The sequence below is a fragment of the Geminocystis sp. NIES-3708 genome, assembly GCF_001548095.1.
Lineage (GTDB): Bacteria > Cyanobacteriota > Cyanobacteriia > Cyanobacteriales > Cyanobacteriaceae > Geminocystis.
In genome coordinates, this window is the sequence record NZ_AP014815.1 from 2,958,750 (window position 1) to 2,983,753 (window position 25,004).

Annotated in this window: 21 protein-coding genes; 10 read left to right on the forward strand and 11 right to left on the reverse strand. The window is 33.9% G+C overall.

Annotated features, from left to right (window positions below; translation table 11 throughout):
* The first annotated feature begins 94 nt into the window (after positions 1-94).
* The gene (locus GM3708_RS13015) at positions 95-1,435 is read left to right on the forward strand and encodes a TldD/PmbA family protein (protein ID WP_066347774.1); all 1,341 of its coding nucleotides are present in this window, start codon (positions 95-97) and stop codon (positions 1,433-1,435) included.
* Positions 1,436-1,604: 169 nt separating this feature from the next.
* Here GM3708_RS13015 and GM3708_RS13020 read toward each other — a convergent pair whose 3' ends face one another.
* From GM3708_RS13020 to GM3708_RS13040, 6 genes are all read right to left on the reverse strand, one after another.
* A complete protein-coding gene (locus GM3708_RS13020; protein ID WP_066347776.1) occupies positions 1,605-2,336 on the reverse strand; it encodes a lipoate--protein ligase family protein in 732 nt (243 codons plus the stop codon).
* A gap of 410 nt (positions 2,337-2,746) precedes the next feature.
* Positions 2,747-3,442, reverse strand: coding sequence for a DUF3226 domain-containing protein (locus GM3708_RS13025; RefSeq protein WP_066347777.1), 696 nt, complete (start codon positions 3,440-3,442; stop codon positions 2,747-2,749).
* Positions 3,435-4,445, reverse strand: a complete 1,011-nt coding sequence (locus GM3708_RS13030; RefSeq protein WP_066347778.1) for an AAA family ATPase — start codon at positions 4,443-4,445, stop codon at positions 3,435-3,437. Before GM3708_RS13030 ends, GM3708_RS13025 begins: the two co-directional genes overlap by 8 nt.
* A gap of 68 nt (positions 4,446-4,513) precedes the next feature.
* Positions 4,514-4,678: an AAA family ATPase gene (locus tag GM3708_RS19445; protein ID WP_082714120.1), complete on the reverse strand. Its 165-nt coding sequence runs from the start codon at positions 4,676-4,678 to the stop codon at positions 4,514-4,516.
* Between the two features lie 58 nt (positions 4,679-4,736).
* Entirely contained in the window at positions 4,737-9,353 is a 4,617-nt protein-coding gene (gene gltB / locus GM3708_RS13035; protein WP_066347779.1) for a glutamate synthase large subunit, read from the reverse strand.
* 219 nt (positions 9,354-9,572) lie between these two features.
* On the reverse strand, positions 9,573-11,123 hold the full coding sequence (locus tag GM3708_RS13040) for a ferredoxin--nitrite reductase (RefSeq protein WP_066347786.1): 1,551 nt from the start codon (positions 11,121-11,123) through the stop codon (positions 9,573-9,575).
* 396 nt (positions 11,124-11,519) lie between these two features.
* Here GM3708_RS13040 and hemL point away from each other — a divergent pair, with 396 nt between their 5' ends.
* On the forward strand, positions 11,520-12,827 hold the full coding sequence (gene hemL / locus GM3708_RS13045) for a glutamate-1-semialdehyde 2,1-aminomutase (RefSeq protein ID WP_197671665.1): 1,308 nt from the start codon (positions 11,520-11,522) through the stop codon (positions 12,825-12,827).
* A gap of 68 nt (positions 12,828-12,895) precedes the next feature.
* On the opposite strand, the gene GM3708_RS13050 is transcribed toward hemL, so the two are convergent.
* Entirely contained in the window at positions 12,896-13,585 is a 690-nt protein-coding gene (locus GM3708_RS13050) for a DUF4230 domain-containing protein (protein WP_066347788.1), read from the reverse strand.
* Positions 13,586-13,760: 175 nt separating this feature from the next.
* Between GM3708_RS13050 and btpA the strand changes: the two genes are divergently transcribed.
* Both btpA and GM3708_RS13060 read left to right on the forward strand, forming a co-directional pair.
* Positions 13,761-14,612: a photosystem I biogenesis protein BtpA gene (btpA, locus tag GM3708_RS13055; RefSeq protein WP_066347790.1), complete on the forward strand. Its 852-nt coding sequence runs from the start codon at positions 13,761-13,763 to the stop codon at positions 14,610-14,612.
* A 149-nt stretch (positions 14,613-14,761) separates the two neighbouring features.
* Positions 14,762-15,769 carry a vitamin K epoxide reductase family protein gene (locus GM3708_RS13060; RefSeq protein ID WP_197671666.1) on the forward strand — a complete coding sequence of 336 codons (1,008 nt, stop codon included), beginning with the start codon at positions 14,762-14,764 and terminating at the stop codon, positions 15,767-15,769.
* A 71-nt stretch (positions 15,770-15,840) separates the two neighbouring features.
* Here GM3708_RS13060 and nagA read toward each other — a convergent pair whose 3' ends face one another.
* Complete coding sequence (gene nagA / locus GM3708_RS13065; protein WP_066347792.1) at positions 15,841-16,968, reverse strand: N-acetylglucosamine-6-phosphate deacetylase; 1,128 nt, start codon at positions 16,966-16,968, stop codon at positions 15,841-15,843.
* A gap of 170 nt (positions 16,969-17,138) precedes the next feature.
* Here nagA and GM3708_RS13070 point away from each other — a divergent pair, with 170 nt between their 5' ends.
* From GM3708_RS13070 to GM3708_RS13085, 4 genes are all read left to right on the forward strand, one after another.
* The gene (locus tag GM3708_RS13070; RefSeq protein ID WP_066347794.1) at positions 17,139-17,642 is read left to right on the forward strand and encodes a bifunctional nuclease family protein; all 504 of its coding nucleotides are present in this window, start codon (positions 17,139-17,141) and stop codon (positions 17,640-17,642) included.
* A gap of 117 nt (positions 17,643-17,759) precedes the next feature.
* On the forward strand, positions 17,760-18,887 hold the full coding sequence (locus GM3708_RS13075) for an aldo/keto reductase (RefSeq protein WP_066347796.1): 1,128 nt from the start codon (positions 17,760-17,762) through the stop codon (positions 18,885-18,887).
* A gap of 136 nt (positions 18,888-19,023) precedes the next feature.
* Positions 19,024-20,190, forward strand: coding sequence for an aminotransferase class V-fold PLP-dependent enzyme (locus GM3708_RS13080; protein WP_066347798.1), 1,167 nt, complete (start codon positions 19,024-19,026; stop codon positions 20,188-20,190).
* A complete protein-coding gene (locus GM3708_RS13085; protein ID WP_066347800.1) occupies positions 20,180-20,404 on the forward strand; it encodes a DUF167 domain-containing protein in 225 nt (74 codons plus the stop codon). The genes GM3708_RS13080 and GM3708_RS13085 overlap by 11 nt, the downstream gene beginning before the upstream one ends.
* Positions 20,405-20,525: 121 nt before the next feature.
* On the opposite strand, the gene GM3708_RS13090 is transcribed toward GM3708_RS13085, so the two are convergent.
* The 3 genes from GM3708_RS13090 to GM3708_RS13100 form a co-directional block, all read right to left on the reverse strand.
* Positions 20,526-20,849 carry an STAS domain-containing protein gene (locus tag GM3708_RS13090; protein WP_066347802.1) on the reverse strand — a complete coding sequence of 108 codons (324 nt, stop codon included), beginning with the start codon at positions 20,847-20,849 and terminating at the stop codon, positions 20,526-20,528.
* A gap of 96 nt (positions 20,850-20,945) precedes the next feature.
* Positions 20,946-21,560, reverse strand: coding sequence for a DedA family protein (locus GM3708_RS13095; protein ID WP_066347804.1), 615 nt, complete (start codon positions 21,558-21,560; stop codon positions 20,946-20,948).
* A 118-nt stretch (positions 21,561-21,678) separates the two neighbouring features.
* Positions 21,679-22,254: a TerD family protein gene (locus GM3708_RS13100; RefSeq protein ID WP_066347806.1), complete on the reverse strand. Its 576-nt coding sequence runs from the start codon at positions 22,252-22,254 to the stop codon at positions 21,679-21,681.
* Positions 22,255-22,266: 12 nt separating this feature from the next.
* On the opposite strand from GM3708_RS13100, the gene lpxD reads away from it, so the two are divergent.
* Together lpxD and GM3708_RS13110 are read left to right on the forward strand one after the other, a co-directional pair.
* Complete coding sequence (lpxD, locus tag GM3708_RS13105; RefSeq protein WP_066347808.1) at positions 22,267-23,301, forward strand: UDP-3-O-(3-hydroxymyristoyl)glucosamine N-acyltransferase; 1,035 nt, start codon at positions 22,267-22,269, stop codon at positions 23,299-23,301.
* 131 nt (positions 23,302-23,432) lie between these two features.
* Positions 23,433-24,941 carry a hypothetical protein gene (locus GM3708_RS13110; protein WP_066347810.1) on the forward strand — a complete coding sequence of 503 codons (1,509 nt, stop codon included), beginning with the start codon at positions 23,433-23,435 and terminating at the stop codon, positions 24,939-24,941.
* The last annotated feature ends 63 nt before the right edge of the window (positions 24,942-25,004 follow it).

The following is a 25,004-nucleotide window of genomic DNA, read 5'->3' on the forward strand; positions in this document are numbered from 1 at the left end:
CGTGGGAGTGTCAAATCAAACTAAACCAAAGTTTATCCGACTCATTTAGGATTGCTATACTAACTATTAATTATTAATTATTAACTATTAGATTATGTCAAAAGTTCAGACTATTGCTCAAACTGCCACCGAAAAAGCTTCACAATTGGGAATTACAAAATTTGACATATATGGTTCGGCAATTGATCAAACTAGCGTACAAGTGTTTCAAGGTGAGCCAAAACAAGTAAAAGCTTCTCAGAAATCAAGTGTTATTGTGAGAGTCTGGAATGAAAAACAACAGATAGGTGTTACTTCTACTACTGACATTGATGCCGTGGGAATTGAATTAGCTTTGAAAACTGCCTTAGAAGCTAGTAACTTTGGTGTAACTAATTATGTACCAGATTTTAGTGATGAAGCAAAATTACCTTTGCCATCCGTAAATAGTGAATTAGGTAAGGCTTCTTTAGCTTCTGATTTAATTGATAAGTTATTGAAAATTGAAGCTGATTTGTTAAATTCTCATGAAGCGATCACATCCGTGCCTTATAATGGATTGGCAGAACAAGAAATAGAAAGATTTTATATTAACAGTGATGGTGCATTAAGGGAAGAAACTCGTTCTTTTTCCTCCATCTATTTATATACTACCACCGAAGAAGAAAATAGAAAACCCCGTAGCGGTGGTGCATATAAAGTAGCAAATACCTTACAGAAATTAGACATCGATGGTTGTTTTCAAGAAACTGTAGAAAAAACTATTAGTCATCTTAATTATGAACCAATAAAGTCAGGAAAATATCGAGTCGTTTTTTCACCTGAAGCCTTTTTAAGTTTATTAGGTGCATTTAGCAACCTCTATAACGCTCAAAATATTCTTGATAAACAAAGTTTATCAACTCCTGAATCATTGGGACAAAAAATCGCTTCTTCTTTACTGTCTGTCAGTGATAATGCTTTACATGAAGGAAATATTAGTGCAGAAACCTTTGATGGTGAAGGCACACCAACCCGTAATTTACCTATTATTGATAAGGGAGTTTTAGTGAATTTTTTACATAGTAGTGTAACTGCAAAAAGAATGAATACAACTCCTACAGGTCATGCTAGTATTGGAGCAAAAGTAAGTATTAGCCCCAATTATTATCATGTTTTTCGTGGAGAAGAGCCTACTACTCAATATAATTTAAATACGGCTGAAAATATCATTTTAATTGATGATGTTCAAGCATTACACGCAGGAGTCAATTCCTTACAAGGTTCATTTTCTTTACCCTTTGATGGTTGGTTAGTCAATCAAGGAGAAAAAATAAGCATTGAAGCCGCAACGGTAGCAGGAGATTTTCTTGATGTTTTAAAATCTATTATTTTTGTGGAAGAAACTCCCGAAGTTACTCCTAGCGGTGTTTGTCCTCGTATTTGGGTCGATAGTTTATCGATTACAGGACAATAAAAAACTGGCAATTATTTGATTTAAAGTTAAAAATATTCCCTTTTGAAGGAGTTATTTTCACAGTCAAGGTTAATTTTAATTTGTCTAGCCCTCACCTCCAACCCTTTTTCTCTAAGATGAGAGGATTTTTTTTGTAATTATTGATTCATTAATTAATAAAAAAAATATACTAAAAATGACTTTTTATTTCTTTCATTTCTTCCTCTGATAAAGGTTGAATAACAAATTGACAATTAAAACATTTTTCTGCTGCTTTTGTTAAAGTGTTGATAATTTCATCTAAAGATAAAGATTCGGGAATAATAGATTGAGGAGGTAGGCTGTTAAAAACCTTCTCAAACAGCTTTAAATCAGGCTTTAACATCATTGAACCATGCTGAAGGATAAATTTAGCCTTTTTAAGTTGTGCACTGCCAATAAATTTATGTCCATGGGAATTGACTAAATCTGCATTGGTGGCGAGTTTAAAACAATTTGGTGAGTTTAAATATAGCTTTTTCGGTTCTCCAAAATACAATTTTATTCCTAATTCTTTCCATCCTAAAATCAAAAATTGACAAATTTGTCGATAAACCTGATCTAAATTGCCCTCTAAATTAGATGTGATAACGGCATAAGTTAAATCTCCTTGATGTAATACACCTCTCCCACCACTAGGACGTTTCACTAAATCTAAAGATTTTCCTTGATAAGTTATATTTTGCCAATGATTTGGAAAATGATGTTTTTGACTAATACCCAAAGAAATGGCTACGGGATTCCATGTATAAAATCTAAGAGTGGGAGGATGATTATGATGTTGATGTTGTTTTAATAACCATTCATCAATCGCCATTTGTAATTTTCCATGTCCTTCGATTAAAGGTATAAAACGCCAAGTAGGTAGTTGCTTTTTGAGCATATTTAAAAAGTAGTAAAAATTAATAATAGTTAGGGAAATTTATATTTTCTCTGAGGAGGCGACAATAAAGCTAAACAAAAGATGCAGTAAAGGATTGAAGATGCGAATCCAAGGGGAGATCAAATATTTTCAGTTTTTATATTAATTACTATAGAAGAAGATGTTTCAACTTTTTCAATTTTATCATCATCATTTAAAAAATCAGTTTAATTTACCTAAGTATCCTTCTTTTATAATCTCACTCTTTTGATGTATTTATCCATACTTCTACAGCATCTTTGCTAATTAAAATAGCTTTTTCGTCCGTATCATCATCAGACAAGCAAGTAAATCAGGAAATTCGATTAAATAACCGCCACCATCTTCAGGAGATAATGGTTTTAAAAGATAAGAATAAAATAGCTTTTATTTTACTCATTAAATTTTTTATTAAATAATGATAAAAAATCTTTTAATTTCTGTAAATTTTCATCTTCAAAGTTCCAAATCTCTTTTTTATTAGTCATAATGTATTCAAAATTATTCATACTGCATTTTTTTCCTGCTTGTTTTCTTTCTTGATTAGAACAAGTATCATAACGAATATAAATATTAACCCAAAATTTATCAAAGTCTTTTTGTTTAATATTTCCACCTTGATTTTCTAAACATTTTTGCCAATCTTCAAGGCAATCTGCATGGGGTGAATCTTGAGATTTTATAGCTTTTAATACCGTTTCCAATTCTCCTTTTCCTTCAACATTAGTAAAATAAAAAGCTATTTTAATCTTATTACTAGGACTGGATACTTCAATAAATTCACTGGTATTTTTCAATATATTTATATCCGAAAAAACTGGATTTAAACAATTATTAATAAATTCTATTCTCTCCGCTACCGTGTAATTATCAATATCGATAATAATACCTAACTTATTAATTGGTTTTTTCAAATTACGAGCTTGTAAACTTTTGAGTTTTTCTATTAATATTTTTTCTGATAAACCGTCTAAAGTTTCATATTCATTAAGGATAATTTCCGTTTCGATTGGTAGATTGAGATAATTAATTAAAGCATCAAAAAAAATTCGATCGTTTTTGCTTTCAACAATAAGAATATTACTCACCTCTTAACCCGACTCCTCCTTCATGCTTTAAAGAATATTGCAAAACATCTAAATCTCTTTTTATACTCACAATTTGATTCGTTTTTTCATGTCTTGCTAATTCAAAATAAGCCCCTTCATTTGGATATTCTAAACCTACATCAGCAAAGGCTTTTATCATTTCTAAACTATGAGTTGTGGCAAAAATTTGAATATCTAATTCCATTACTAACTTAAACAAACTACGCCAAAATTCTCGTTGATTTTGATAATGAATACCGTTTTCTATTTCGTCAATTAAACAAACACTATTTTTACTATTAATGATTCTCAAAATTATGTCAAGTACTCGATTAAAGCAATCACCAAACAAAGAAATAGGTAAAAAGTTTTCCCCTTTTCTTCTTAAGTAAATATCTGGCTCATTTATGGTTAAACTTCTAATTTCTGCAATAGTAGGATCTAATTTTTGCAAAATATTTAAAATTTCACCAGATTTATCATTTAAGATTGCTAAATCAAAGTTTTTAGCCAATTCTCGATTTGATATTTTGGCAAGAGACAATACACAAAATATAGAGTTTTTTTCAAGCCATTGCATTAAATATTTAGAAATAATTTCGTGATTTTTGTTTATTCCTTGTCTTTTTATTGTAGAATGGCCTTTAACACCTTTTGATATGATTATATCGTTTCCTTGTGTTTTTATTTCATAATCTTCTTTAAAGTATAATTTACTATTTTCTTTGTCTATCAAATCAATCTCAGAATAAATAAACAATCTAAAAAAGTTTTGATAATTAAGAATGGAAATATGATCGTTTGAGCTATGTAATTCTATTTTATTTCCCGAATATATATTATTTAGTGATACTGTCGCTATTTCTTTGTCTCTTAATTTCCTTGTTGATTGGTTTGTATTTAATCTAACAGTTCGAGGAAATATAAAACTATTTATTTCTTCTTCGGTTTTTTCTTTAGTTGTACCTATTAACTCAATTTCTTTTTTAGTATTTCTATTCAAAAAAAAGTTTTCCCATGTAATTTCGGGGGATTTTTGATTAACAGAAGAAAACTCTTTTCTTAACTCTTTTAAAAAAAGAATACTTTGTGGTTCTGGTGATATATATATATAGCTTCTAATAAAGCAGTTTTACCAGAATTATTTTTACCACCAATTAAATTAACTCGTTGAAATCCCTCTATTTTTGTATCTTCAAAACAACGAAAATTTTTAATCTGAATATCAAGTAGCATATTTTTTTATTTCTTTACAAAAAAAAGTAGGGTGGGCAATGCCCACCGCAAAGTTAAATTACACAGTAGTTAACTCTTTTTGAGCCTTAACTTCAGTAGTTTCTGCTTCAGAAGGAGGAACTACTTGCCAGAATTTCGGTACATAATTCGCCCAATTATCTAAGATTAATTGACCTTTTTTACTACCTGTTTTTTCCACATGAATTGTGATTAATTCTTTTAATTGTGCCTCACCTTGCTCAGTACAAATACGCTGAATTTGGACGATTTCAGGGTTAACTTTAGGCTCAAAATTGCCCTCCTCATCTAAGAAGTAGCCTAAGCCTCCTGTCATACCTGCACCTATGTTACGCCCAACGCTTCCTAAGACAACGATTAACCCTCCTGTCATATATTCACAACAGTGATCTCCAGCACCTTCAATTACGGCTGTTGCTTTAGAGTTACGCACCCCAAAACGCTCTCCAGCTCGTCCATTGGCATATAATTCACCACCCGTTGCACCGTATAAGCAGGTATTGCCTAAAATGACGTTATCCGAAGCCTCAAAGGTGCATTCAGAAGGCGGTACAATGACGATCGAACCTCCATTTATACCTTTACCAACGTAGTCATTGGCTTCCCCTTCGAGATGAATATTCATGCCTTGAATGTTGAAAGCACCGAAACTTTGTCCAGCATAACCTTTAAAATTCAAGTTTAATTGACCATTAAAGCCCAAATTACCGTGATTTTTGGCGATAACCCCTGAAATTCTTGCCCCTACGGAACGATCAGTGTTAATAATCTTAATTTCTTTGGTAATCTTACCATGAGAATTAATTGCACCCATGATGTCAGCATCTGCTAAAATTTCATCATCTAAAACATGACCGTTAGTGTGAGTATCACCATGTTGCAACCAGTCACGGTTAGTTTTCGTGTCAGGAAGATTGGTTAAACAGTCGAGAATCAAGGCTTTTGTTTTAGTGAGTTTTGCATCGTGACGATAGGTTAATAAGTCTGCACGTCCAATAACTTCATCTAAACTACGATAGCCCAATTTAGCGAGAATTGATCGAACCTCCTCCGCTACAAAGTAAAAGAAATTAACCACATCCCCCGGCACACCAGAGAAACGCTGACGTAAACGCTCTTGTTGAGTGGCAACTCCTACAGGGCATTGATTGGTATGGCAAACACGAGCCATAATACAACCTTCTGCAATCATGGCAATGCTACCGAAACCGTATTCTTCAGCACCCATTAACGCCGCCATGACAATATCCCAACCTGTTTTTAAGCCACCATCGGCACGGAGTAAAACTCGATCGCGCAATTGGTTCTCTAATAAAGTGCGATGTACTTCAGTTACGCCCAATTCCCAAGGGCAACCTGCGTGTTTAATGGAACTTAAAGGAGATGCACCTGTACCACCATCATGACCAGAAATTTGGATTACATCCGCATTAGCTTTGGCGACACCTGCGGCGATCGTACCGATACCGATTTCTGCCACTAATTTAACGGATACTTTAGCAGAGGGGTTAATCTGGTGTAAATCGTGGATTAATTGAGCTAAATCCTCAATGGAATAGATGTCATGGTGAGGAGGAGGAGAAATTAAAGTTACCCCCGGTTTGGAAAGTCTCAAGGTTGCGATGTAATCACTAACTTTCTTACCCGGTAACTGCCCCCCTTCTCCCGGTTTTGCACCCTGTGCCATCTTGATTTCTAGCTGTTCACCACTCATTAAATACTCAGGAGTGACACCAAATCGCCCTGATGCAATTTGTTTGATAGCTGAGGTGGCACGATCGCCATTTTTCAAGCCTTTTAAGATAGGAAAACGAGGGCTTTTGCCTTCTTCATTCACATCATCAATGGGAGTATAACGGTTAGTATCTTCTCCACCTTCTCCAGAATTGGATTTACCACCGATGCGATTCATGGCAATAGCAAGGGTTTCGTGAGCTTCTTTGCTTAACGCCCCTAAAGACATACCCCCCGTACAAAAGCGTTTGACAATGTCTTCTACAGGCTCAACATCATCGATAGAGATAGAATTTCGATCACTCTTAAACTCCAATAAATCCCTTAAAGCAGTGGCAGGGCGCTCTTGCAGATACTTGCGATAAAATTCATAATGATCATAACCTTCCTGTTTCCCGTAGGCTGAAACCGCTTTATGTAGAGATTTTGCCATTTCGGGGGAATTCATGTGATATTCACCACCTTTTTTATAATTGACATAGCCGTAGTTTTCTAATTTTTTGCCTTGTAATTCAGGGAAGGCTTTTTGATGGAAAGAAACAACCTCGTTAGCCACTTCTGGAAGGTTTAAACCACCTACACGGCTAGTTGTGCCTTTGAAAGCTAATTCCATCACATCTGCACCTAAACCGATACACTCAAAAATCTGCGCACCATGATAGGAAGCCAAGAGAGAAATCCCCATTTTCGACAAAATTTTGAGTAATCCTGCCTCTACTGCTTTACGATAGCGTTCTAAGGCTTCAGACTCGGTTATTTTCTCGATTTTCTCGGTTTCCATCAGTTTTTGAGTTTTGCTGTCGTGCCACCAATCAGAAACGGATTCTAAGGCTAGGTAAGGGCAAACTGCGGATGCACCAAAACCGATTAAACAGGCGAAGTGATGAGTACTCCAACATTGGGCTGTGTCAGCAATAAGAGAGGTTTTTAAGCGTAATCCTTCTTTGATTAAGTGTTGATGTACTGCACCCATAGCGAGGAGAGAGGGGATATAAGTAGTCTCACTGTCAATTTTACCCTCAATTCGATCGCTCAAAATCAGGATTTTATGCCCTTCTAATACCGCTTTAGTGGCATCTTTACATAATTTTTCTAAAGCTAATTTTAAGCCGTTTGGTCCATCACTGAGGGGATATAATGTTGATAATTCATAAGTCTCGAAATCTTCAGCCTTGATTTTTGCTAATTCACCCCGTGACAATACAGGGGATTCTAACCAAAAAGTATGGGCATTTTCGGGTTTGATATAGAGTAAATTACCTCTTTCTCCTAAGTGCATCTGTAATGACATTACCAAACTTTCCCGTAAAGGGTCAATAGGAGGATTGGTAACTTGAGCAAAACGCTGTTTAAAATAGTCGTACAATAAACGAGGTTTATCGGATAACACTGCTAAGGGAATGTCGTCACCCATGCAGAAGGTTGCTTCTTTACCATCCCTTGCCATGTCGGCGATAATGATTTCTACGTCTTCAGCAGTGTAGCCAAAGGCGGTTTGCTGTTGTAATAATTTCTGTTTTTCTTGTAAAGGTAAAGGGGTAATGGGCTGTTTTGGTAACTCTAAGCGATAATCTTTCAACCATTGCCCATAAGGTTTTTGAGAAGCAATTTGTTGTTTGATTTCCCAGTTTTTGAGGATTTTATTATGTTCTAAGTCCACCACAATCATCTGACCGGGGCCTAGTTTGCCTTTTTCGATAATTTCTGATTCGTCTAAGTCAACAACTCCTGTTTCTGAACCAACTACCACATAACCATCTTTTGTGATAGCATAACGGGCAGGACGTAAGCCATTTCGATCAAGACAAGCACCTACGGTTTTACCTTCACTGAAAGCGAGTAAAGCAGGACCATCCCAAGGCTCTTTTAATCCGCTATAGTAATGATAGAAGTCGAGAATTTCGGGATATTTTTCTAATTCTGGTTGATTTTCGTAGGCTTCAGGTACAAGAATCATTAAGGCTTCGGGAATACTGCGACCTGTACGCACTAATAATTCTAAAGAACTATCGAGGTTGTAAGAGTCACTATTCGCCATGTTAACAACGGGAGTAACGCCGTCAAATTCTTCATCACTCCAACCCGGTAACTCTAAATTGGCTTCCCTTACCGTCATCCAGTTAATATTACCGATGAGGGTGTTAATCTCGCCGTTATGCCCTAAAACTCGCATGGGCTGAGCGAAAGGCCATTTTGGTACGGTATTGGTACTAAAACGACGATGATACACCGCAAAACGGCTTTCGTATGCAGGGTTACTTAAATCTAAGTAAAATTTTTCTAAGACATCTCCTTGTACTAATCCTTTATAAACTATGGTACGACAGGAGAAAGAACAGATATAGAAGTTATCGCTCAATTTTTTACCTACTCTTGATCGTGCTACATATAATCTTCGATCAAGTTCATCTCCTTGATAATGAGTATCTCCTGAAGTAACAATAATTTGTTCAATGCGGGGCTGATTTGCTTTTGCTTGTTCTCCTAATACATCTGAATTTACAGGTACAGTACGCCAACCGAGGGTTTTTAAACTCTCCACGGCAACCATTTCTTCTACATATTTGCGCCCTTCTTCGGCTTCCTTCTCATCTTGGGGTAAAAATACCATACCCACCCCCCATTCTTCACAAGAAGGCATTTCAATTTTATTTTCTGTAAACCACTGTTTAAAAATTTCTACGGGAATACCAGTCATAATACCCGAACCATCTCCCGTTTCTCTGTCAGCACCACAGCCCCCTCGATGTTCCATGCAGTGTAAGGCTTTTAGGGCTTCTTTAACTAATTTATGGGATTGACGATTATTTTGATAGGCGATAAAACCAACACCACAAGCATCTCTTTCTTCCACTAACCAAGGTTGTCCTTGAAAGGGAGTTAAACTATTATCAATATTTGTCATTATATCTTGACCTTGCATACTTAGATTCGTTATATTACTACCTATTGGTTATTAAAACTTAGTAACAAAGAATACACTGGTTTTACTATATTTATAACCATCGATCGTGATTGCTTCTATTATAAAGAATTGTTAAGTATTTTTTAAGATTTGCGACTATTATTTTTCTTGATATTATGAAGATGTATGGTGTTGATATATAGAATCATGATTTTCAAAAAAGGGAATCAGAGAGGTTTAGGATTTTACTGTAGCTCCAAAATCTGATATTAATAAATCTTTTAAAACTGATTTGAGATCATCACAGGGAATACTTTTTTGTGTCACACTGCCTAAATGAGCATCTTTGCCGACTTTTCCTCCTGTAAATAAATTAACACCTTCTACTACTTGTCCATCTTTTTTAGCTTTTGTTCCCATTAAACCTATATCACCTGCTTGAGCTTGTCCGCAAGAGTTGGGGCAACCTGTCCAATGAATACGTACTCTTTCAGGTATATTTAATTCCGTATCTAATTCTTGGGCTAATTTCAATCCTCTTTGCTTAGTTTCTACTAAGGCAAAATTACAATAACGAGCACCTGTACAGGAAATGAGCGATCGCACTAGAGGAGAAGGATTGACGGGATATTGTTGTAAAATAGGTTCAGCTAAAAAGGCTTCTACTTTTTCATCAGCGACAAAAGGAATAATAAAATTTTGCTCTACAGTTGCCCGAATTTCACCATTACCATAAACATCTGCTAAACGAGCTATATCATACATTCCCTGAGCGTTTAAATGTCCTACGGGGATATGTATGCCAATATAACTATAACCCTCTTGGATTTGAGGATGGACTCCTAAATGATCTCGTTTTTCCATAGTATATTCATCTTTCGGGGCGGCAAAATAGAGAGATTTACCTAACTTTTTTTCTACTTCTATGCGAAATCGATTCATACCCCATTTATCAACCAACCACATTAAACGAGATTTACCCCGATTTTCTCTTAAACCTTCCTCTAAGCCATTTTCACTATAAACTTTTAAAATAGCTGCGGATAACTCGATGACTTCATCGTTAGGTTTCACCCAGACATCCATAGGTATCGCTTCTGCACAACGTTGAGCTGATAAATAACCACCAATTAAGACATTAAAGCCAAATTCACCATCTTTAAAAGCAGGAATAAAAGCAATATCATTAATTTCTGCATGGATAGAATTATCCCTAGCACCATCAACGGCAATATTTAATTTGCGGGGTAAATTGCTAAACTCATAACTACCCTGCCCTTTATTAGTGATTAAATCCTGTAACTTTTGATTTAATTCCCTGGTATCAAATAATTCATCAGGATCAATTCCCGCTACAGGCGAACCTGTTAAATTACGAACATTATCCATCCCAGACTGAATGGAAGTCATACCCACCGCCTCTAATTTTTGGAAAATGTCGGGAATATCTTCTAAATGAACACCCCTTAATTGTATATTTTGACGAGTGGTAATATCTGCACTGCCATCATCTCCGTAACGTTCAATAATCTCTGCCAAAGTACGCATTTGTTCACTACTAAGAATCCCATTAGGTATACGTAATCGCAACATGAATTTGCCCGGTGTTACAGGACGAAAAAAAATACCTAGCCACTTTAAACGTATAATTAAATCATCTTCTTCCATTGCCTCCCAACCCATTTGAGCAAAAGATTCTAACTCTTGTTTCACATCTAAGCCATGTTTTGCTGCTTTAACTTTTTCAATTTTATTTAATTTAACTTTTGTATTAGTAGCAATCGTCATGCTGTAACCTCTTTTAATATAGATTTAGGATATTGATTAAATAATTGATTTACGAGTTTAATTAGTAAGTCTTATGAACAACAGATTATAAATTTAGCTCTTAATATTTTGTAACGTTTAATACTGAATATCCTTATACAAACCACTTTTGCATAAATTTTATGGATTTTTTACATCGAAAATAATAACAAAAAAAGTTAAAAAATAACTATAAAAAATGATTTTTGGTTAGTTTTAATTATAAATATTGTTTTTACTTTAAAATACTTAACTTTATGATAAATTTTACTGAAACAAGATGTATAAAACTCAAAAAATCCGTTATTTTTCAAGATCTGTGCAAAATCTCAGTAAAATAGATTGATTATCTAAAAATAAAAAAAGAAGGAGATAATTTTGGTTAATATAGTATCATTTAAAACTACAAAATCAGAACAAATTTTTACCGCCGCTCAAAAACTCATGCCAGGAGGTGTAAATTCTCCCGTGAGGGCTTTTAAATCTGTAGGTGGACAACCTATTGTTTTCGATAGAGTCAAAGGGGCTTATATTTGGGATGTGGATGAAAATAAGTATATCGATTATGTTGGCTCATGGGGACCTGCAATTTGTGGACACGCTCACCCTGAAGTTATTGCTGCCTTACATGAAGTTTTAGAAAAAGGTACAAGTTTTGGAGCACCTTGTGTCTTGGAAAATATTCTCGCTGAGATGGTTATTGATGCCGTGCCTAGCATTGAAATGGTTCGTTTTGTCAATTCGGGTACTGAGGCTTGTTTGTCCGTGTTACGCTTAATGCGTGCTTATACAGGTAAAAATAAGATCATCAAATTTGAAGGATGTTATCATGGTCATGGTGATATGTTTTTAGTACAAGCAGGTTCTGGAGTTGCAACCCTTGGTTTACCTGATTCTCCCGGTGTACCTAAATCCGTTACCGCCGACACTTTAAATGCTCCCTATAACGACTTAGAAGCGGTTAAAAAGCTATTTGCTGAACATAAAGGAGAAATTGCTGGGGTTATTTTAGAAGCTGTGGTAGGAAATTCTGGCTTTATTCCTCCTGATGCTGGTTTTCTTGAAGGTTTAAGAGTTATTACTCAAGAAAATGACGCTTTATTAGTATTTGATGAAGTAATGACTGGTTTTCGTATTGCTTACGGTGGTGTACAAGAAAAATTTGGTGTTACTCCTGATTTAACTACTTTAGGCAAAGTTATCGGTGGTGGGTTGCCCGTTGGTGCTTATGGTGGTAAAAAAGAAATTATGGCATTAGTTGCACCATCAGGTCCTATGTATCAAGCTGGAACTTTATCAGGTAATCCTTTAGCTATGACAGCAGGTATTAAAACTTTAGAATTATTGCAAAAACCCGGCACTTACGAATATTTAGAAAAAATTACTAATCAATTAATTACTGGTTTATTAGACATCGCTAGAAAAGCAGGTCATGAAGTAACTGGTGGTAATATTAGCGGTATGTTTGGACTATTTTTTACTGGTAATCCTGTCCATAACTATAGTGATGCAAAACACGCTGATACGGTTAAATTTGGACGTTTTCACCGAGGAATGTTAGAAAGAGGAATTTATTTAGCACCTTCTCAATTTGAAGCTGGGTTTACTTCCATAGCTCATACAGAAGCTGATATTCAACAAACTTTAGCTGCCGCCGAAGAAGTACTTAATACAATTAATAATTAACAATCCTCTAGTCTTTCTGTCTCTTACCTTCATCGAAAAATTTATGTAAAATTCAGGTAAGGTATAAGTTACAAACAATTTTTAGATTCTGTGGTTATGATTTCTACTTTTTCATAACCCGCAGTTTGCATTAATTTAGTAATTAAAATTATCGCTTTTTCGTTGGCTTGATCTAATATTTTCTGCTGACAGGCGGTTTCTTTTATTTTTGCTAACGTTTGACGCTGTGCCTGAGTTTGTAATTCTGGAGCAACATCAGGACCTAAATTGAGAAAACCTCGATCATAATCATATACTTGAGATTGATTTACATCGATTTTTTCGTCTAAAATTTCTGGTGAAGGTAATGTTATTTTTAGTATATCTCCCACCATAACAACATTTGTTTCACTTATTTTACTTAAATCTAATCCTGCTTCTATCTCTCCTCTTGCGACATAAAGTAAATTAGTTTCACCGATGACGAAATTACCTAGCCTTCGACTGGATGAAGTGGGTATAATGGCATCCATGATAAACTTTGTTGTAGTTAATTCACTTAAAGTTTGAACTTGTTTAACTATTAAGTGAGGGTTATTTATTTGCGGTGGTGTAATTTCGTGATGAAAAATCTGAGTTATATTTTTAATCATCTCCTTTGTAATTTTCCCAGCACTAAAAATACCTAAAAGAATAATTAAAGTTAAACTACCGCTAGTTATCAAAGCAGTATTTTTCAAAATACGAGAATTAAAAATAAATGATTTAGAAATATTCATCACAAGCAAGGGTACTTTTTGTCAATCAGAATATTATAACAAGGTATTTTTGCTAACAGATGAGTAGTAAAATATTTGAAGAGAATTACCAAGCCCGATTAAAATAAAAACTTGCTAATTGGACGAGATAAATTGATTAAATCCTCTGTTTTAGGGGAATATATACTAAATTTTTATGATAACTGAAAAAATTTTTGGCAAAAAAAATCCTGTTATTGGTGTTGTTCATTTATTACCGTTACCTACTTCTGCTAGATGGGGTGGGAATTTAAGAGATGTAATTCGTAGAGCAGAGCAAGAAGCTACGGCTTTAACCGCAGGTGGTGTTGATGGTATTATTATCGAAAATTTTTTTGATGCTCCTTTTACTAAGGATAATGTAGATCCCGCCACCGTAAGTGCTATGACTTTGATTGTCGATCGCATTATGAACCTTGTTATGTTACCTATCGGTTTAAACGTATTGCGTAATGATGCTAAAAGTGCTTTAGCGATCGCTTCTTGCGTAGGAGCAAATTTTATTAGAGTTAATGTATATACAGGAGTAATGGCAACAGATCAAGGTTTAATTGAAGGAAAAGCTCATGAAATTCAACGTTATCGCCGAGAATTAGGGGAAGATATTGCAATTTTTGCGGATGTTTTAGTGAAACACGCACGTCCTTTAGGCACACCAAATTTAACTACTGCGGTGCAAGATACCATCGAAAGAGGTTTAGCTGATGCGGTAATTTTATCAGGTTGGGCAACGGGTTTACCTCCTAGCATAGAAGACTTAGAGTTAGCACAGTCCGCAGCGAAAGGAACACCAGTATTCATTGGTAGTGGTGCAACTCCAGATAATATCGCCGATTTAATGACTTTTGCTGATGGTGTGATTGTCTCAAGTTCTTTAAAACGTCATGGCAGAATAGACGAAACTATTGATCCATCAAGGGTTTCACAGTTTATTGAGGCGGCACAAACACCGATGGTTTCATCTAATCCTTCGACTTCTACCCTCACAAAAACCGTTAATCAAACCTAATAAACTAAACGGAAGAAAATACTAAAAAATCAATCACAATAAAGATTTCAATATTGCAAGAGTGCTTATTACCCATTACCTAAACTCTTCCTCTATTTAATTGTTAAAATTCAAATACTTATTAATTTAATTCTATATAGATAATTATTATGATTCGTCGTCGTCGTAACTTGCCGTGGATTCAACGCTACTCCCGATTTTTAATTGGTGCGATCGCCATTATTGGTTTAATTTTAACAATATATTTAACTATTATAAAATTAAGTGGAGGAGAAATCGCTTGTACCGCAGATAGTGCTAGTGGTTGTAATAGCGTCTTAGATAGTGCTTATGCTTATCCTCTTGATCCTCAAGGTAAAACAGGACCACCTTTAAGCATATTTGGATCATTAGCCTATCTTACTATGGCAATATTAGCATTAGCTCCTTTATTTATCAACTCTGATCAAAATAAAGAATTAAGACAAAAATTAGAAAAGTCTTCTTGGTGGCTAATGCTAGTTGTTACCTTTACTATGGCGGCTTTTAGCAGTTATTTAATGTATGTTTTAGCATTTAAACTACAAGCAGTATGTCCTTACTGTATCGGTTCGGCATTCTTTTCCTTTACTCTATTAACATTAACTATTATTGGTCATGATTGGGAAGATATGGGACAAATTTTCTTTACAGGTATTGCTGTTGCTTTGATTACCCTTGTTGGTGCGTTAGGAGTTTATGCAAATGTTAACACTACCACAGTAAGCGATCCGAATATTGAATTAGCAGCTGGAGAAAAAATAGCTATTCCTCAAGCACAAACTGCACCACAACCTCCTCTAGGATGGGAAATAACTACCACTTCAGGAGTCGCTGAAATTGCCTTAGCAAAACACTTGGCTTCTAAAGGTGCGGTGATGTATTCTGCTTATTGGTGTCCTCATTGTTATGAGCAAAAACAGCTTTTTGGTAAAGAAGCATTTAAAGAAGTTGGCAAAGTGGAATGTGATCCAAAAGGTATCGCACCAGCACCTCAAAAGTGTGTTGATGCTAAAATTCGTGCCTTTCCTTCTTGGGTAATTAATGGAGAATTGCATGAGGGAGTGCAAACTTTAGAGGAGTTAGCTAAGTTAACAGATTACAGTGGTAAAACTAATTTTAAATATAGAATGCCGTAAATAATTAACAATTAACAATTAACAATTAATTCACCTCTCTTCTTCTAGTCTCCTAGTCTCTTAACTCCTCTCTATTTTAACCTTTCCCAAGTTAATTCTTGATTATGACATTGCCAACGGATTAAGTTAGCTGGGGAATTTATGTGTAAAGTTGGCAAATTTACAGCTTTGCGAGGGGCATCGGTGACAAGGGCGATCGCCTGTTTGACATCACAAATACCCCATTTAACCAAATTTTTTGCACCGATAAATAAAGGTAAAGTAGTGCCAGATAAAGTACCGTCAGGTAATCTAGCCGTACCATTTTTGACTTCAATCATGCGATCATCCCAAGGATAAAAACCATCATTTAAACCGATGGGTGATAAGGCATCACTGACTAAAAAAATTCCCTCTTGATAATTACTAGCTTGTAAAATCAGTTTTAACATTGTCTGACAAACATGATTACCGTCAGCGATTAAACCACAATAAACATCAGGATTAATAATAGCTTCTCCCAATAATCCACATTGTCGATGATGAAGAGTAGGCATGGCATTAAAAGCGTGTGTTACCATAGAAGCACCTTGATTAAAAGCATTTTGAGCTTGTTGTGCCGTTGCTTGAGAATGTCCTAAACTAACTACAATGCCATGAGAATGCAAAAAAGGAATAATTTGCCCAGTGGTATCTAATTCGGGGGCAAGGGTGATAATTTTAACGATGTTAGTATATTCCCCTAAAACTTCCTTCACGTTATCTAAAGTTAAAGGTAATAAATATTGGGCAGGATGAGCACCTCTTTTATCATAATTTAAAAAAGGTCCTTCCAAATGAACTCCGATTATTTCCGCCTGTTGAGATTTTTTTGGAAAATTTATATACTCATTAATTACCTTTAAAGATTGATGAATTTTTTTTACTGAAGTTGTTACTATAGTCGGCAAAAATTGATCTACTCCTTCTTTCCATAAATAAGTACAAATTTCGTTAAGTTTATCTATATCATTAATAGTTAAATCAGGAAAAGCTAAGCCCAAACAACCGTTAATTTGTAAATCTACTCCTCCCAAAGAAAGCCAATCACCTTGCAAGTCTAAATCTTTTTTAGTATAAAAATTAGAATCTTGAATGGAGGTAATTATATCATTTTCAATGATGATTGTTTGTAAATTTTTATAACCAATTAATTTAGCATTCGTGATAACTTTATTCATATTTTTTATTACTTTTATCTTTTATATATTAACTCTTCTAATTTATTCAACCTCTAAAGAGTATTTTTATATATTGTCTATTAATTTTGTTTATTTTTGAGAAAAAAAACGCAAATTTGACATATAATAAAGAAGGTTGACCTACTGAGTTATGCAAGAGAGAGAAATCGATGATCGAAATGAAGGTAGCGGCAATAGCTTTAGATGCTGTGACTCGTAGTCCTATTGTACTTTTGAAAGATGCTTCTGAACGCCGTGCCTTACCTATATATGTAGGGCAAGAACAAGCTAAATCTATCATTGGAGTTTTAGAGCAACAACACGCACCTCGCCCCCTTACTCATGATTTGATGGTTAATGTTTTTTCTGCATGGAATTTGAAATTAGACAAAGTTATTATTAATTCACTACAAGACAATACTTTTTATGCTTTATTATGTATGAAATTGGGTAAAAAAGAGAAAAATATTGATTGTCGTCCTAGTGATGCCATCGCTATTGCAGTACGTATCGGATGTCCGATTTGGGTAATGGAAGAAGTACTTTTAGATGCCTCAATTCCTGTTGATAGAGAAGCTGATGAGGAAGAAAGAGAGGCTTTTCGAGATTTTGTCGCTAATTTGAGCCCAGAGGAATTAATTCGTCGTGCCAGAAAAACCAGTGAAGAAAGTTAAGCTCAAAAACATCACAAGAATTAATTTTTTAATTTTAAATTTCTTTTTTGGAGATGTCTATTTATCTGTTGAAGATAGAGATATAAATTCCTTATAGTTATAAATAATAAAATTGAGATGAAATATCGGCGTTTTGGAAAAACTGAATTAAATTTATCAGTTTTTTCTCTTGGTTTAATGAGGTGTTGTTATTCCCAATCTCAGTTATTAGAAACAGTTAAAAAAGCTTTGGAATTAGGAATAAATCATTTTGAAACTGCAAGAGGTTATGGTGATAGTGAAATATTTTTAGGATTAGCGTTAAACAAGTTAAATATTCAGCGTGAAAAGATATTTATTACCACAAAATTTACTCCTATTGATGATGGTAAAATTGTTCAACAATGGTTAGATGAATCTTTATCTCGTTTAGGAGTTGATTATATAGATAATATCGCAATTCATGGGATTAATACTTGGCAACATTTAGATTTATTAACTAAAGAGAATAGTTTTTTAACAGTTTTACAAGAAGCAAAAAAACAAGGAAAAATAAAACATATTGGTTTTTCAACTCACGGTAGTTTAGAACTAATTTCAGCTACAATTTTTACAGGTTTTTTCGAGTTTATTAATCTACATTATTATTTTTTTTTTCAACGTCATATACCGATAATTGAATTAGCTAAACAACAAGATTTAGGAATTTTTATTATTTCCCCAGGGGATAAAGGAGGACGTTTATATCAACCTTCAACAAAATTAAGCCAAATTTGTCAACCTTTTACTCCTTTACTTTTAAATTATCGTTTTCTTTTCAGTCATCCTCAAATTACTACTTTAAGCGTTGGTGCGAGTAATGCGGATGATTTAATTATGCCTTTATCTGTTGCTAATGATGATGGGGAGTTAACAAATTTAGAAAAAGAAACATTAACAAAAATAGATCAAAATTTGAGAAATACTTTAAAAACAGATCATTGTTTACAGTGTTATCAATGTTTACCTTGTCCTGAAAATATTAATATCCCAGAAATTTTGAGATTACGTAATTTAGGAGTAGGATTAGACATGACTGATTATGCTAGTTATCGTTATCAGATGCTAGAAAATGCAGGACATTGGTTTTGGGGCAAAAAAGGTGATAAATGCACAGATTGTGGCGAATGTCTGCCAAAATGTCCAGAAAGTCTTAATATCCCAGAATTATTAAGGGATAGTCATATTAGATTTAATGGTAGTGCAAGAAGACGTTTATGGGAATAAATAAGTAGTAATACTAGATCTTTTGCAAAATAAAAAATACAATTAAATTAAGAAAATTTATAGTTAATTCTCCTAACTATTCCAAAAGTCCCTATTGCTTGATTTCTGTAAGAAGTCTGCTATATAATTTTAAATTATGATTGATATTCAACAACATCGACAACAATTTTCTGGTTTAAAAGATAAATTCTATTTTAACTTTGGTGGTCAAGGGATTCTACCACAATCGGCTTTACAAAAAATAATTGATAGTTATAAATATATTGATCAAGTTGGCCCTTTTGGCTTAAAAATTAATACTTGGATACAAGAAAATATTGCCGCTACTAAAAAAGCTATTGCCCAAGAAATTGGAGTAATACCAGAAACAATTACTTTAACAGAAAATGTAACTGCCAGTTGTAATATTCCTTTATGGGGAATTTCATGGCAGAAGGGGGAGGAAATTTTGTTAACCGATGCGGAACATCCGGGTATTTATGCTATTGTTAAAGAAATTAGTAGCCGTTTTGGGGTTAAGATTGTTACTTGTCCGATTATCGAAACTCTTAATGAAGGTAATCCGATAGAAGTTATCAAAAATTATCTAACAGGGAATACCCGATTAGTAGTGATTAGTCATATTCTTTGGAATACTGGGCAAATTTTACCGTTAAAAGAAATAGTGTCAGTATGTCACAATTATCCTCATAGTCAACAAAAAATTCAAGTATTAGTTGATGGTGCACAATCGGCTGGAAGTTTACCCTTAAAATTGCTAGAATCCGAGGTTGACTTTTACGGTTGTACAGGGCATAAATGGTTATGTGGTGCTTCGGGTATTGGTTTTCTTTATGTTAGACAAGATTTAATTTCTTCTTTGCCTCCTACTTTCATTGGTTGGCGTGGTTTAAATTACTCGAAAACAGATTTACCTTTTTCGGATGACGGTAGCCGTTATGAAGTAGCAACTTCCGCTTATCCTTTATATGCTGCATTACAAGAGGCGATCGCTGTTCATCAACAATGGGGTACAATAGAGCAACGTTATGATCGTATTTGTGAATTAAGCAGTTATTTATGGAAGGAATTAGCAAAAATAGACGGCATTGAATGTTTAAAACATACAGCACCAGAATCAGGATTAGTATCTTTTTATTTAAGAAATGGGAAAGATGCGAATAAAATAGTTAAAATTTTAGAAGAGAAGGGATTTTATTTACGTACTTTACTTAATCCTTATTGTATCCGAGCTTGTGTTCATTATTTGACTTTAGATATAGAAATTGAGGCATTAGTTAAAGCGATTAGAGATGAAAATTAGTGTTAAAGTTAAGCCTAAGTCAAAACAACAAAAAATTGAGCAAAATTTAGAAGGTATTTGGATTATCAATTTAAAATCTGCACCTATTAATGGTAAAGCAAATCAAGAATTAATTAGTATGATAGCTGAAGAATTTTCAGTCAAAAAGTCACAAATCAAGATTAAATCTGGATTATCTAATCAAAATAAAATTGTGGAAATTGATAACCTTTAATTAAACTAAAATATATTTAACTTGCATCTTTAAAAAATAGCAAAAATAAAACAATAAAAACAAAAAATTTGTTTATTGTCTATTGCCTACTCTCATAACTATATTTTTTATCAATCCCTCATTAAGGATTTCTCAATCTGTCTTCTAATTCTGATTTATCATTAATAATCTCAAAAATATTCCCCATATTTGTTAAATCAAATAACATTTTAAGCTGATCATTTAGTGACATTAAAAATAATCTACCTCCACTAGCACGAATCATTTTTAATATTAATACTAAAGCACCTAAACCAGAACTATCCATAAAAGTAACTTTCTTGAAATCAATGAGAATAACATTAACCCCTTCATCTATTAATTCATTGATTTGTTGTCGAAATTGAGTGGATTTGGCATTATCAAGAATACCTTCAGGACGAAGAACTTTAACTTTAGGTAACATAAATAAATAGATTTTGTTGTCAATAATAATTAGTATGATAGCGAAAATCAGATTAATTGAAATTATTTAATTATTAATAATTAATTTAAGAGATTATTAACTGGGATTTTTTTGATATGATTTGACTAAGATTGGGATAAAAACCCATGCAGCGAAGATTAATAGTGCAATAAAGCCAAATTTAGCTATTAAGCTGATTAATTGACTTAAGGGGATAATCATACCCACAAAATAAGCCAAAGTCACAACAATTACACCCCAAATCGCTGCTCCCATAAAATTATAGAATAAGAATTTAGGATAAGGCATTTCGACAATTCCAGCGATAGGTCCAGCAAAAATCCTTAATAATGTGATAAAACGACCAAAAAAAACAGCTTTAGCGGCATTTTCTACAAATTTGTCTTTTGCTTTTTCTACCTCTTCATCAGGAAGGCGGAAAAAACGAGATAGTTTAAGCAAAAATTGCCAACCACCAATTCTACCAATCCAATAACCAAAATTATCTCCTGTTACTGCACCAGCAATGGCTGTAAGTAAAACTAACCAATAGTTTAATTCTCCACTCCCTGCCAAAAATCCGCCAATGATGGTGATTGTTTCCCCCGGGATAGGAATTCCTGTATTTTCGATAGCAATACCAGCAAAAACAGCCCAATAACCATAAACAGTTGCCAATTCTTTAAGTTGTTCGAGTGAAAAAAAATCCATTATATAATTCAGTGAAGAGTTAAAAGGAAAAGACTAAGAGAGTAGAAGATGAAGAGAAAGTATTTTTTTCTTCTCTTTTGGCTTCTGTGATTGTTAATTGTTAATTATTCATTAATTATTAGCTATACCTATCGAGAAGAGATTGTAACCCGCCATCAAATCCTGAGCCTACAGCATTAATACGCCATTCTCCATCTTTGTTATATACTTCCGCCATAATCACGGCAGTTTCTGTGGAAAAATCTTCTGTTAAGTCATAGCGTAAAATTTCTTCTTTAGTTTGTACATCTACTAAGCGAATATAAGCATTAGTAACTTGTCCAAAATTTTGATGTCTTTTATCAGCATCATAAATCGTTACCGCTATAACAATTTTAGCTACATCAGAAGGCACTTTGCGCAAATCGACAATTAAACCTTCGTCATCTCCTTCTCCTTCTCCTGTGCGATTATCTCCTAAAAGTTTGACAGATTGATCAGGATCTGGACTAATTAGGTTATTGTAAAAAATGAAATGTTTATCAGAAACTAATTTTTCGTTAGCACCCACAAGAAATAAGGAAACATCTAAATCAAAGTCTCCTCCTGTATCTGTTGCGTTTGTATCCCAACCTAAACCGATAAATCCTGCGACTAGGCTTGGTGCAACTTTAGCTAATGAAATTCTTTGTCCTTTTTGTAGTGAAATAGCCATAATCTAATTTATATGAAATTTAGTGAACTTATTAGTCAATTATCCCCTCAAAGTCACAGTCTTAATCAAAACCCTGATGTTAATCCTGATCTTTATCATATCATGGCGATCGATCAAGCAAAGGTAAATACATTAAGCTATATTGAAGGGGAAAAGTTTGCAAAAATGGTAGCTGTTACCACCGCTTCTGCTCTTATTCTACCATTAGATTTATCCTTACAAGAACTAGCCACTCAAAGAGGAATTGCTTGGTTATCTTCTAGTTATCCCCGTCTTACTTTTGCCCAAGCGATTAATCTGTTTTATCAACCCTTTCAACCTGAACCACAAATTCATCCTACGGCTGTCATTGCCGATGATGTCACATTAGGTAAAAATGTTTCTATTGCGGCTCATGTTGTCATCGAAAAAGGCGTTACTATTGGTGATAATGTCTCTATCTTCCCCAATGTGGTGATTTATCCCCATGTTATTATTGGCGATCGCACTTTAATTCATGGTAATGCGACTATCGAAGAAAGAAGTCAAATTGGTAATGATTGTGTGATTCATAGCGGTGCAGTTATTGGTGGTGAAGGCTTTGGCTTTGTGCCGATTCCTGAAGGTTGGTATAAAATGCAACAATCAGGCTACGTGGTGTTAGAAAATGGAGTAGAAATTGGCTGCAATAGTACAATCGATCGCCCTGCTGTAGGTATAACTCGCATCGGAAAAAACACCAAATTAGATAATTTAGTCCATGTGGGACATAATGGTGATATTGGAGAAAACTGTGCTTTAGCGGCTCAAGTGGGTTTAGCTGGAGGAGTAAAATTAGGTAATCGAGTTATTTTAGCAGGACAAGTAGGTGTTGCGAACCAAGTACATATCGGTGATAGTGCGATCGCATCTGCCCAAACAGGGATACATAACGATGTCAAAACAGGAGAAACAGTTTCAGGCTCTCCAGCAGTTAATAATCGATTATATTTAAAAGTATCGGCTATTTATAAGAAACTACCTGAAATTTATAAAATAGTGAAAGAATTGCAAAAGAAAAATAGCTAATCATCATTACTCCGAAAAATCAACTAAAAATTTCAATATATTATAATAATATTTTATATTTGTTGTATTTTTGACATCAATACAATATAATTTATGTAATATGACTTCCGTTGATAGTGAAAACAGAAATTATGATTAAATTTTCTCAGAATCACAACATCAAATTTCAACAGAATTTTTCTTTCTATAACTTAATCAATAATTTTCTTATTTTAAACCAGCCATGTCAAAAAGGTTCAACTCTTGTCGTTGCTACAACAATGGGAGTTTTAGTTATTGGGGCTGTAGGATTAGCTATTTCAAAAGCAAGTAATGACAAAATTAATACAATTACTGACAATCAGACAAAACAAGCCTTAGGGGTGGCTGAAACGGGAGTAACAAAAATCCAAGATTTGTTTGTGAAAGAACCACGTTTGGCTATGGTAAAGAATAATAATCAATGGACAGATATCATTAATGCAGGAAAAGATCAGTTATACCAAACATTAAATAAAACTATTGGACTTTCGGAAGTTAGCCAAGATACAAAATGTAGAACTATTCAAAATTTATCATCTGTTAATTCTGGAGTGCTTGATGGGGAAGGAATAATTAAAAAGTTACAAGGAGAAGTAATAAAAGTTCCTTCCAATAATTTAAAGATAACTCCGGGGGTGAATGATTGGGTTTCTTTAGAGGAAAAAAAAGAATATCGTTTAGTTAGCTATAATCATAATCCCATCACCAAAAAAAGTATTTTAGTAATTCAAGGAAAAATAAAAGATAACATTGCTTCCATTGCACAAGTAGAAGTAACGTTTGATATTATTGAATATAACATTGATAAAACAAAAGAAAAAGTTCCTGCAATTTGGATAACGGATTCGGGCAATAATTTTGGCAACAATCAAATTTCAGGGAATGTCAAAATTTATTCTCCCACTTGCAAAACTCTTCAAGCAATGGGGCAAAATAATAAACCTCTCCTAAATGCTGATAATTTGATTAATGGAGGAAAAATTTATATTGATAAGCAATTAATGCCTCAAACTCCAGACAAACCTGATGATTCTATTCTTAACATTGCCAGTGCTATCACTGAGATGACTACTTTCCCTCTCAATATAACAGATGAAAAAGATTCTGATGGTTATTATCATTACCTTGTGCCAAATGTAACATTAAGCAACAATCAGACATTAACAATCGCTGCTGATACAAAAATAGTATTTTATTTACAAGATGATTTTAATATTGGTGGCGATTCTGAAATAGTTATCCCAGATACTTCTAATTTGCAAATTTATGGTAACACTTATAATTCTACTAAGAAAATATCTAAGTATGATTGTCCAAAAGATGCAGTAGAATGTCAAACAAACAAGGTGTTAATTCGTGGAAACGCAATATCAGGAAATATATTTATTCATGCTCCCGATGCTGTCGTTAGTGTAAGTGGTGGTAACAATACACAATCTAATTTTAAAGGCTCTATTTGGGCTAAAAGTTTGAATACTTCTCCTAATACTATAACGATTGAAGCGTCAGGCAATTATGGAGATTATTTAAGCGGAAAAAATATTATTGATAATACTTATAAAATTAGTAATATTTCTATGTGGAAAACACAACCAATAATTAGTAAAAGTAAGAATTAATATAATAAAGTTAATAGATTAGAAAATCTTTCTGGAAAATTTCCTGATACTATTTATTTATAT

What these genes read in the sequence shown, in the direction of transcription:
- GM3708_RS13040 (WP_066347786.1), bottom strand. Translation starts at nt 11,123, where the DNA reads ATGACGATTGCTACTAATACAAAAGTTAAATTAAATAAAATTGAAAAA.
- GM3708_RS13110 (WP_066347810.1), top strand. Translation starts at nt 23,433, where the DNA reads ATGATTAAATTTTCTCAGAATCACAACATCAAATTTCAACAGAATTTT.
- GM3708_RS13015 (WP_066347774.1), top strand. Translation starts at nt 95, where the DNA reads ATGTCAAAAGTTCAGACTATTGCTCAAACTGCCACCGAAAAAGCTTCA.
- GM3708_RS13060 (WP_197671666.1), top strand. Translation starts at nt 14,762, where the DNA reads ATGATTCGTCGTCGTCGTAACTTGCCGTGGATTCAACGCTACTCCCGA.
- gltB (WP_066347779.1), bottom strand. Translation starts at nt 9,353, where the DNA reads ATGCAAGGTCAAGATATAATGACAAATATTGATAATAGTTTAACTCCC.
- btpA (WP_066347790.1), top strand. Translation starts at nt 13,761, where the DNA reads ATGATAACTGAAAAAATTTTTGGCAAAAAAAATCCTGTTATTGGTGTT.
- GM3708_RS19445 (WP_082714120.1), bottom strand. Translation starts at nt 4,678, where the DNA reads ATGCTACTTGATATTCAGATTAAAAATTTTCGTTGTTTTGAAGATACA.
- GM3708_RS13100 (WP_066347806.1), bottom strand. Translation starts at nt 22,254, where the DNA reads ATGGCTATTTCACTACAAAAAGGACAAAGAATTTCATTAGCTAAAGTT.
- GM3708_RS13095 (WP_066347804.1), bottom strand. Translation starts at nt 21,560, where the DNA reads ATGGATTTTTTTTCACTCGAACAACTTAAAGAATTGGCAACTGTTTAT.
- GM3708_RS13070 (WP_066347794.1), top strand. Translation starts at nt 17,139, where the DNA reads ATGATCGAAATGAAGGTAGCGGCAATAGCTTTAGATGCTGTGACTCGT.
- GM3708_RS13085 (WP_066347800.1), top strand. Translation starts at nt 20,180, where the DNA reads ATGAAAATTAGTGTTAAAGTTAAGCCTAAGTCAAAACAACAAAAAATT.
- GM3708_RS13075 (WP_066347796.1), top strand. Translation starts at nt 17,760, where the DNA reads ATGAAATATCGGCGTTTTGGAAAAACTGAATTAAATTTATCAGTTTTT.
- GM3708_RS13090 (WP_066347802.1), bottom strand. Translation starts at nt 20,849, where the DNA reads ATGTTACCTAAAGTTAAAGTTCTTCGTCCTGAAGGTATTCTTGATAAT.
- GM3708_RS13080 (WP_066347798.1), top strand. Translation starts at nt 19,024, where the DNA reads ATGATTGATATTCAACAACATCGACAACAATTTTCTGGTTTAAAAGAT.
- lpxD (WP_066347808.1), top strand. Translation starts at nt 22,267, where the DNA reads ATGAAATTTAGTGAACTTATTAGTCAATTATCCCCTCAAAGTCACAGT.
- nagA (WP_066347792.1), bottom strand. Translation starts at nt 16,968, where the DNA reads ATGAATAAAGTTATCACGAATGCTAAATTAATTGGTTATAAAAATTTA.
- GM3708_RS13050 (WP_066347788.1), bottom strand. Translation starts at nt 13,585, where the DNA reads ATGAATATTTCTAAATCATTTATTTTTAATTCTCGTATTTTGAAAAAT.
- GM3708_RS13020 (WP_066347776.1), bottom strand. Translation starts at nt 2,336, where the DNA reads ATGCTCAAAAAGCAACTACCTACTTGGCGTTTTATACCTTTAATCGAA.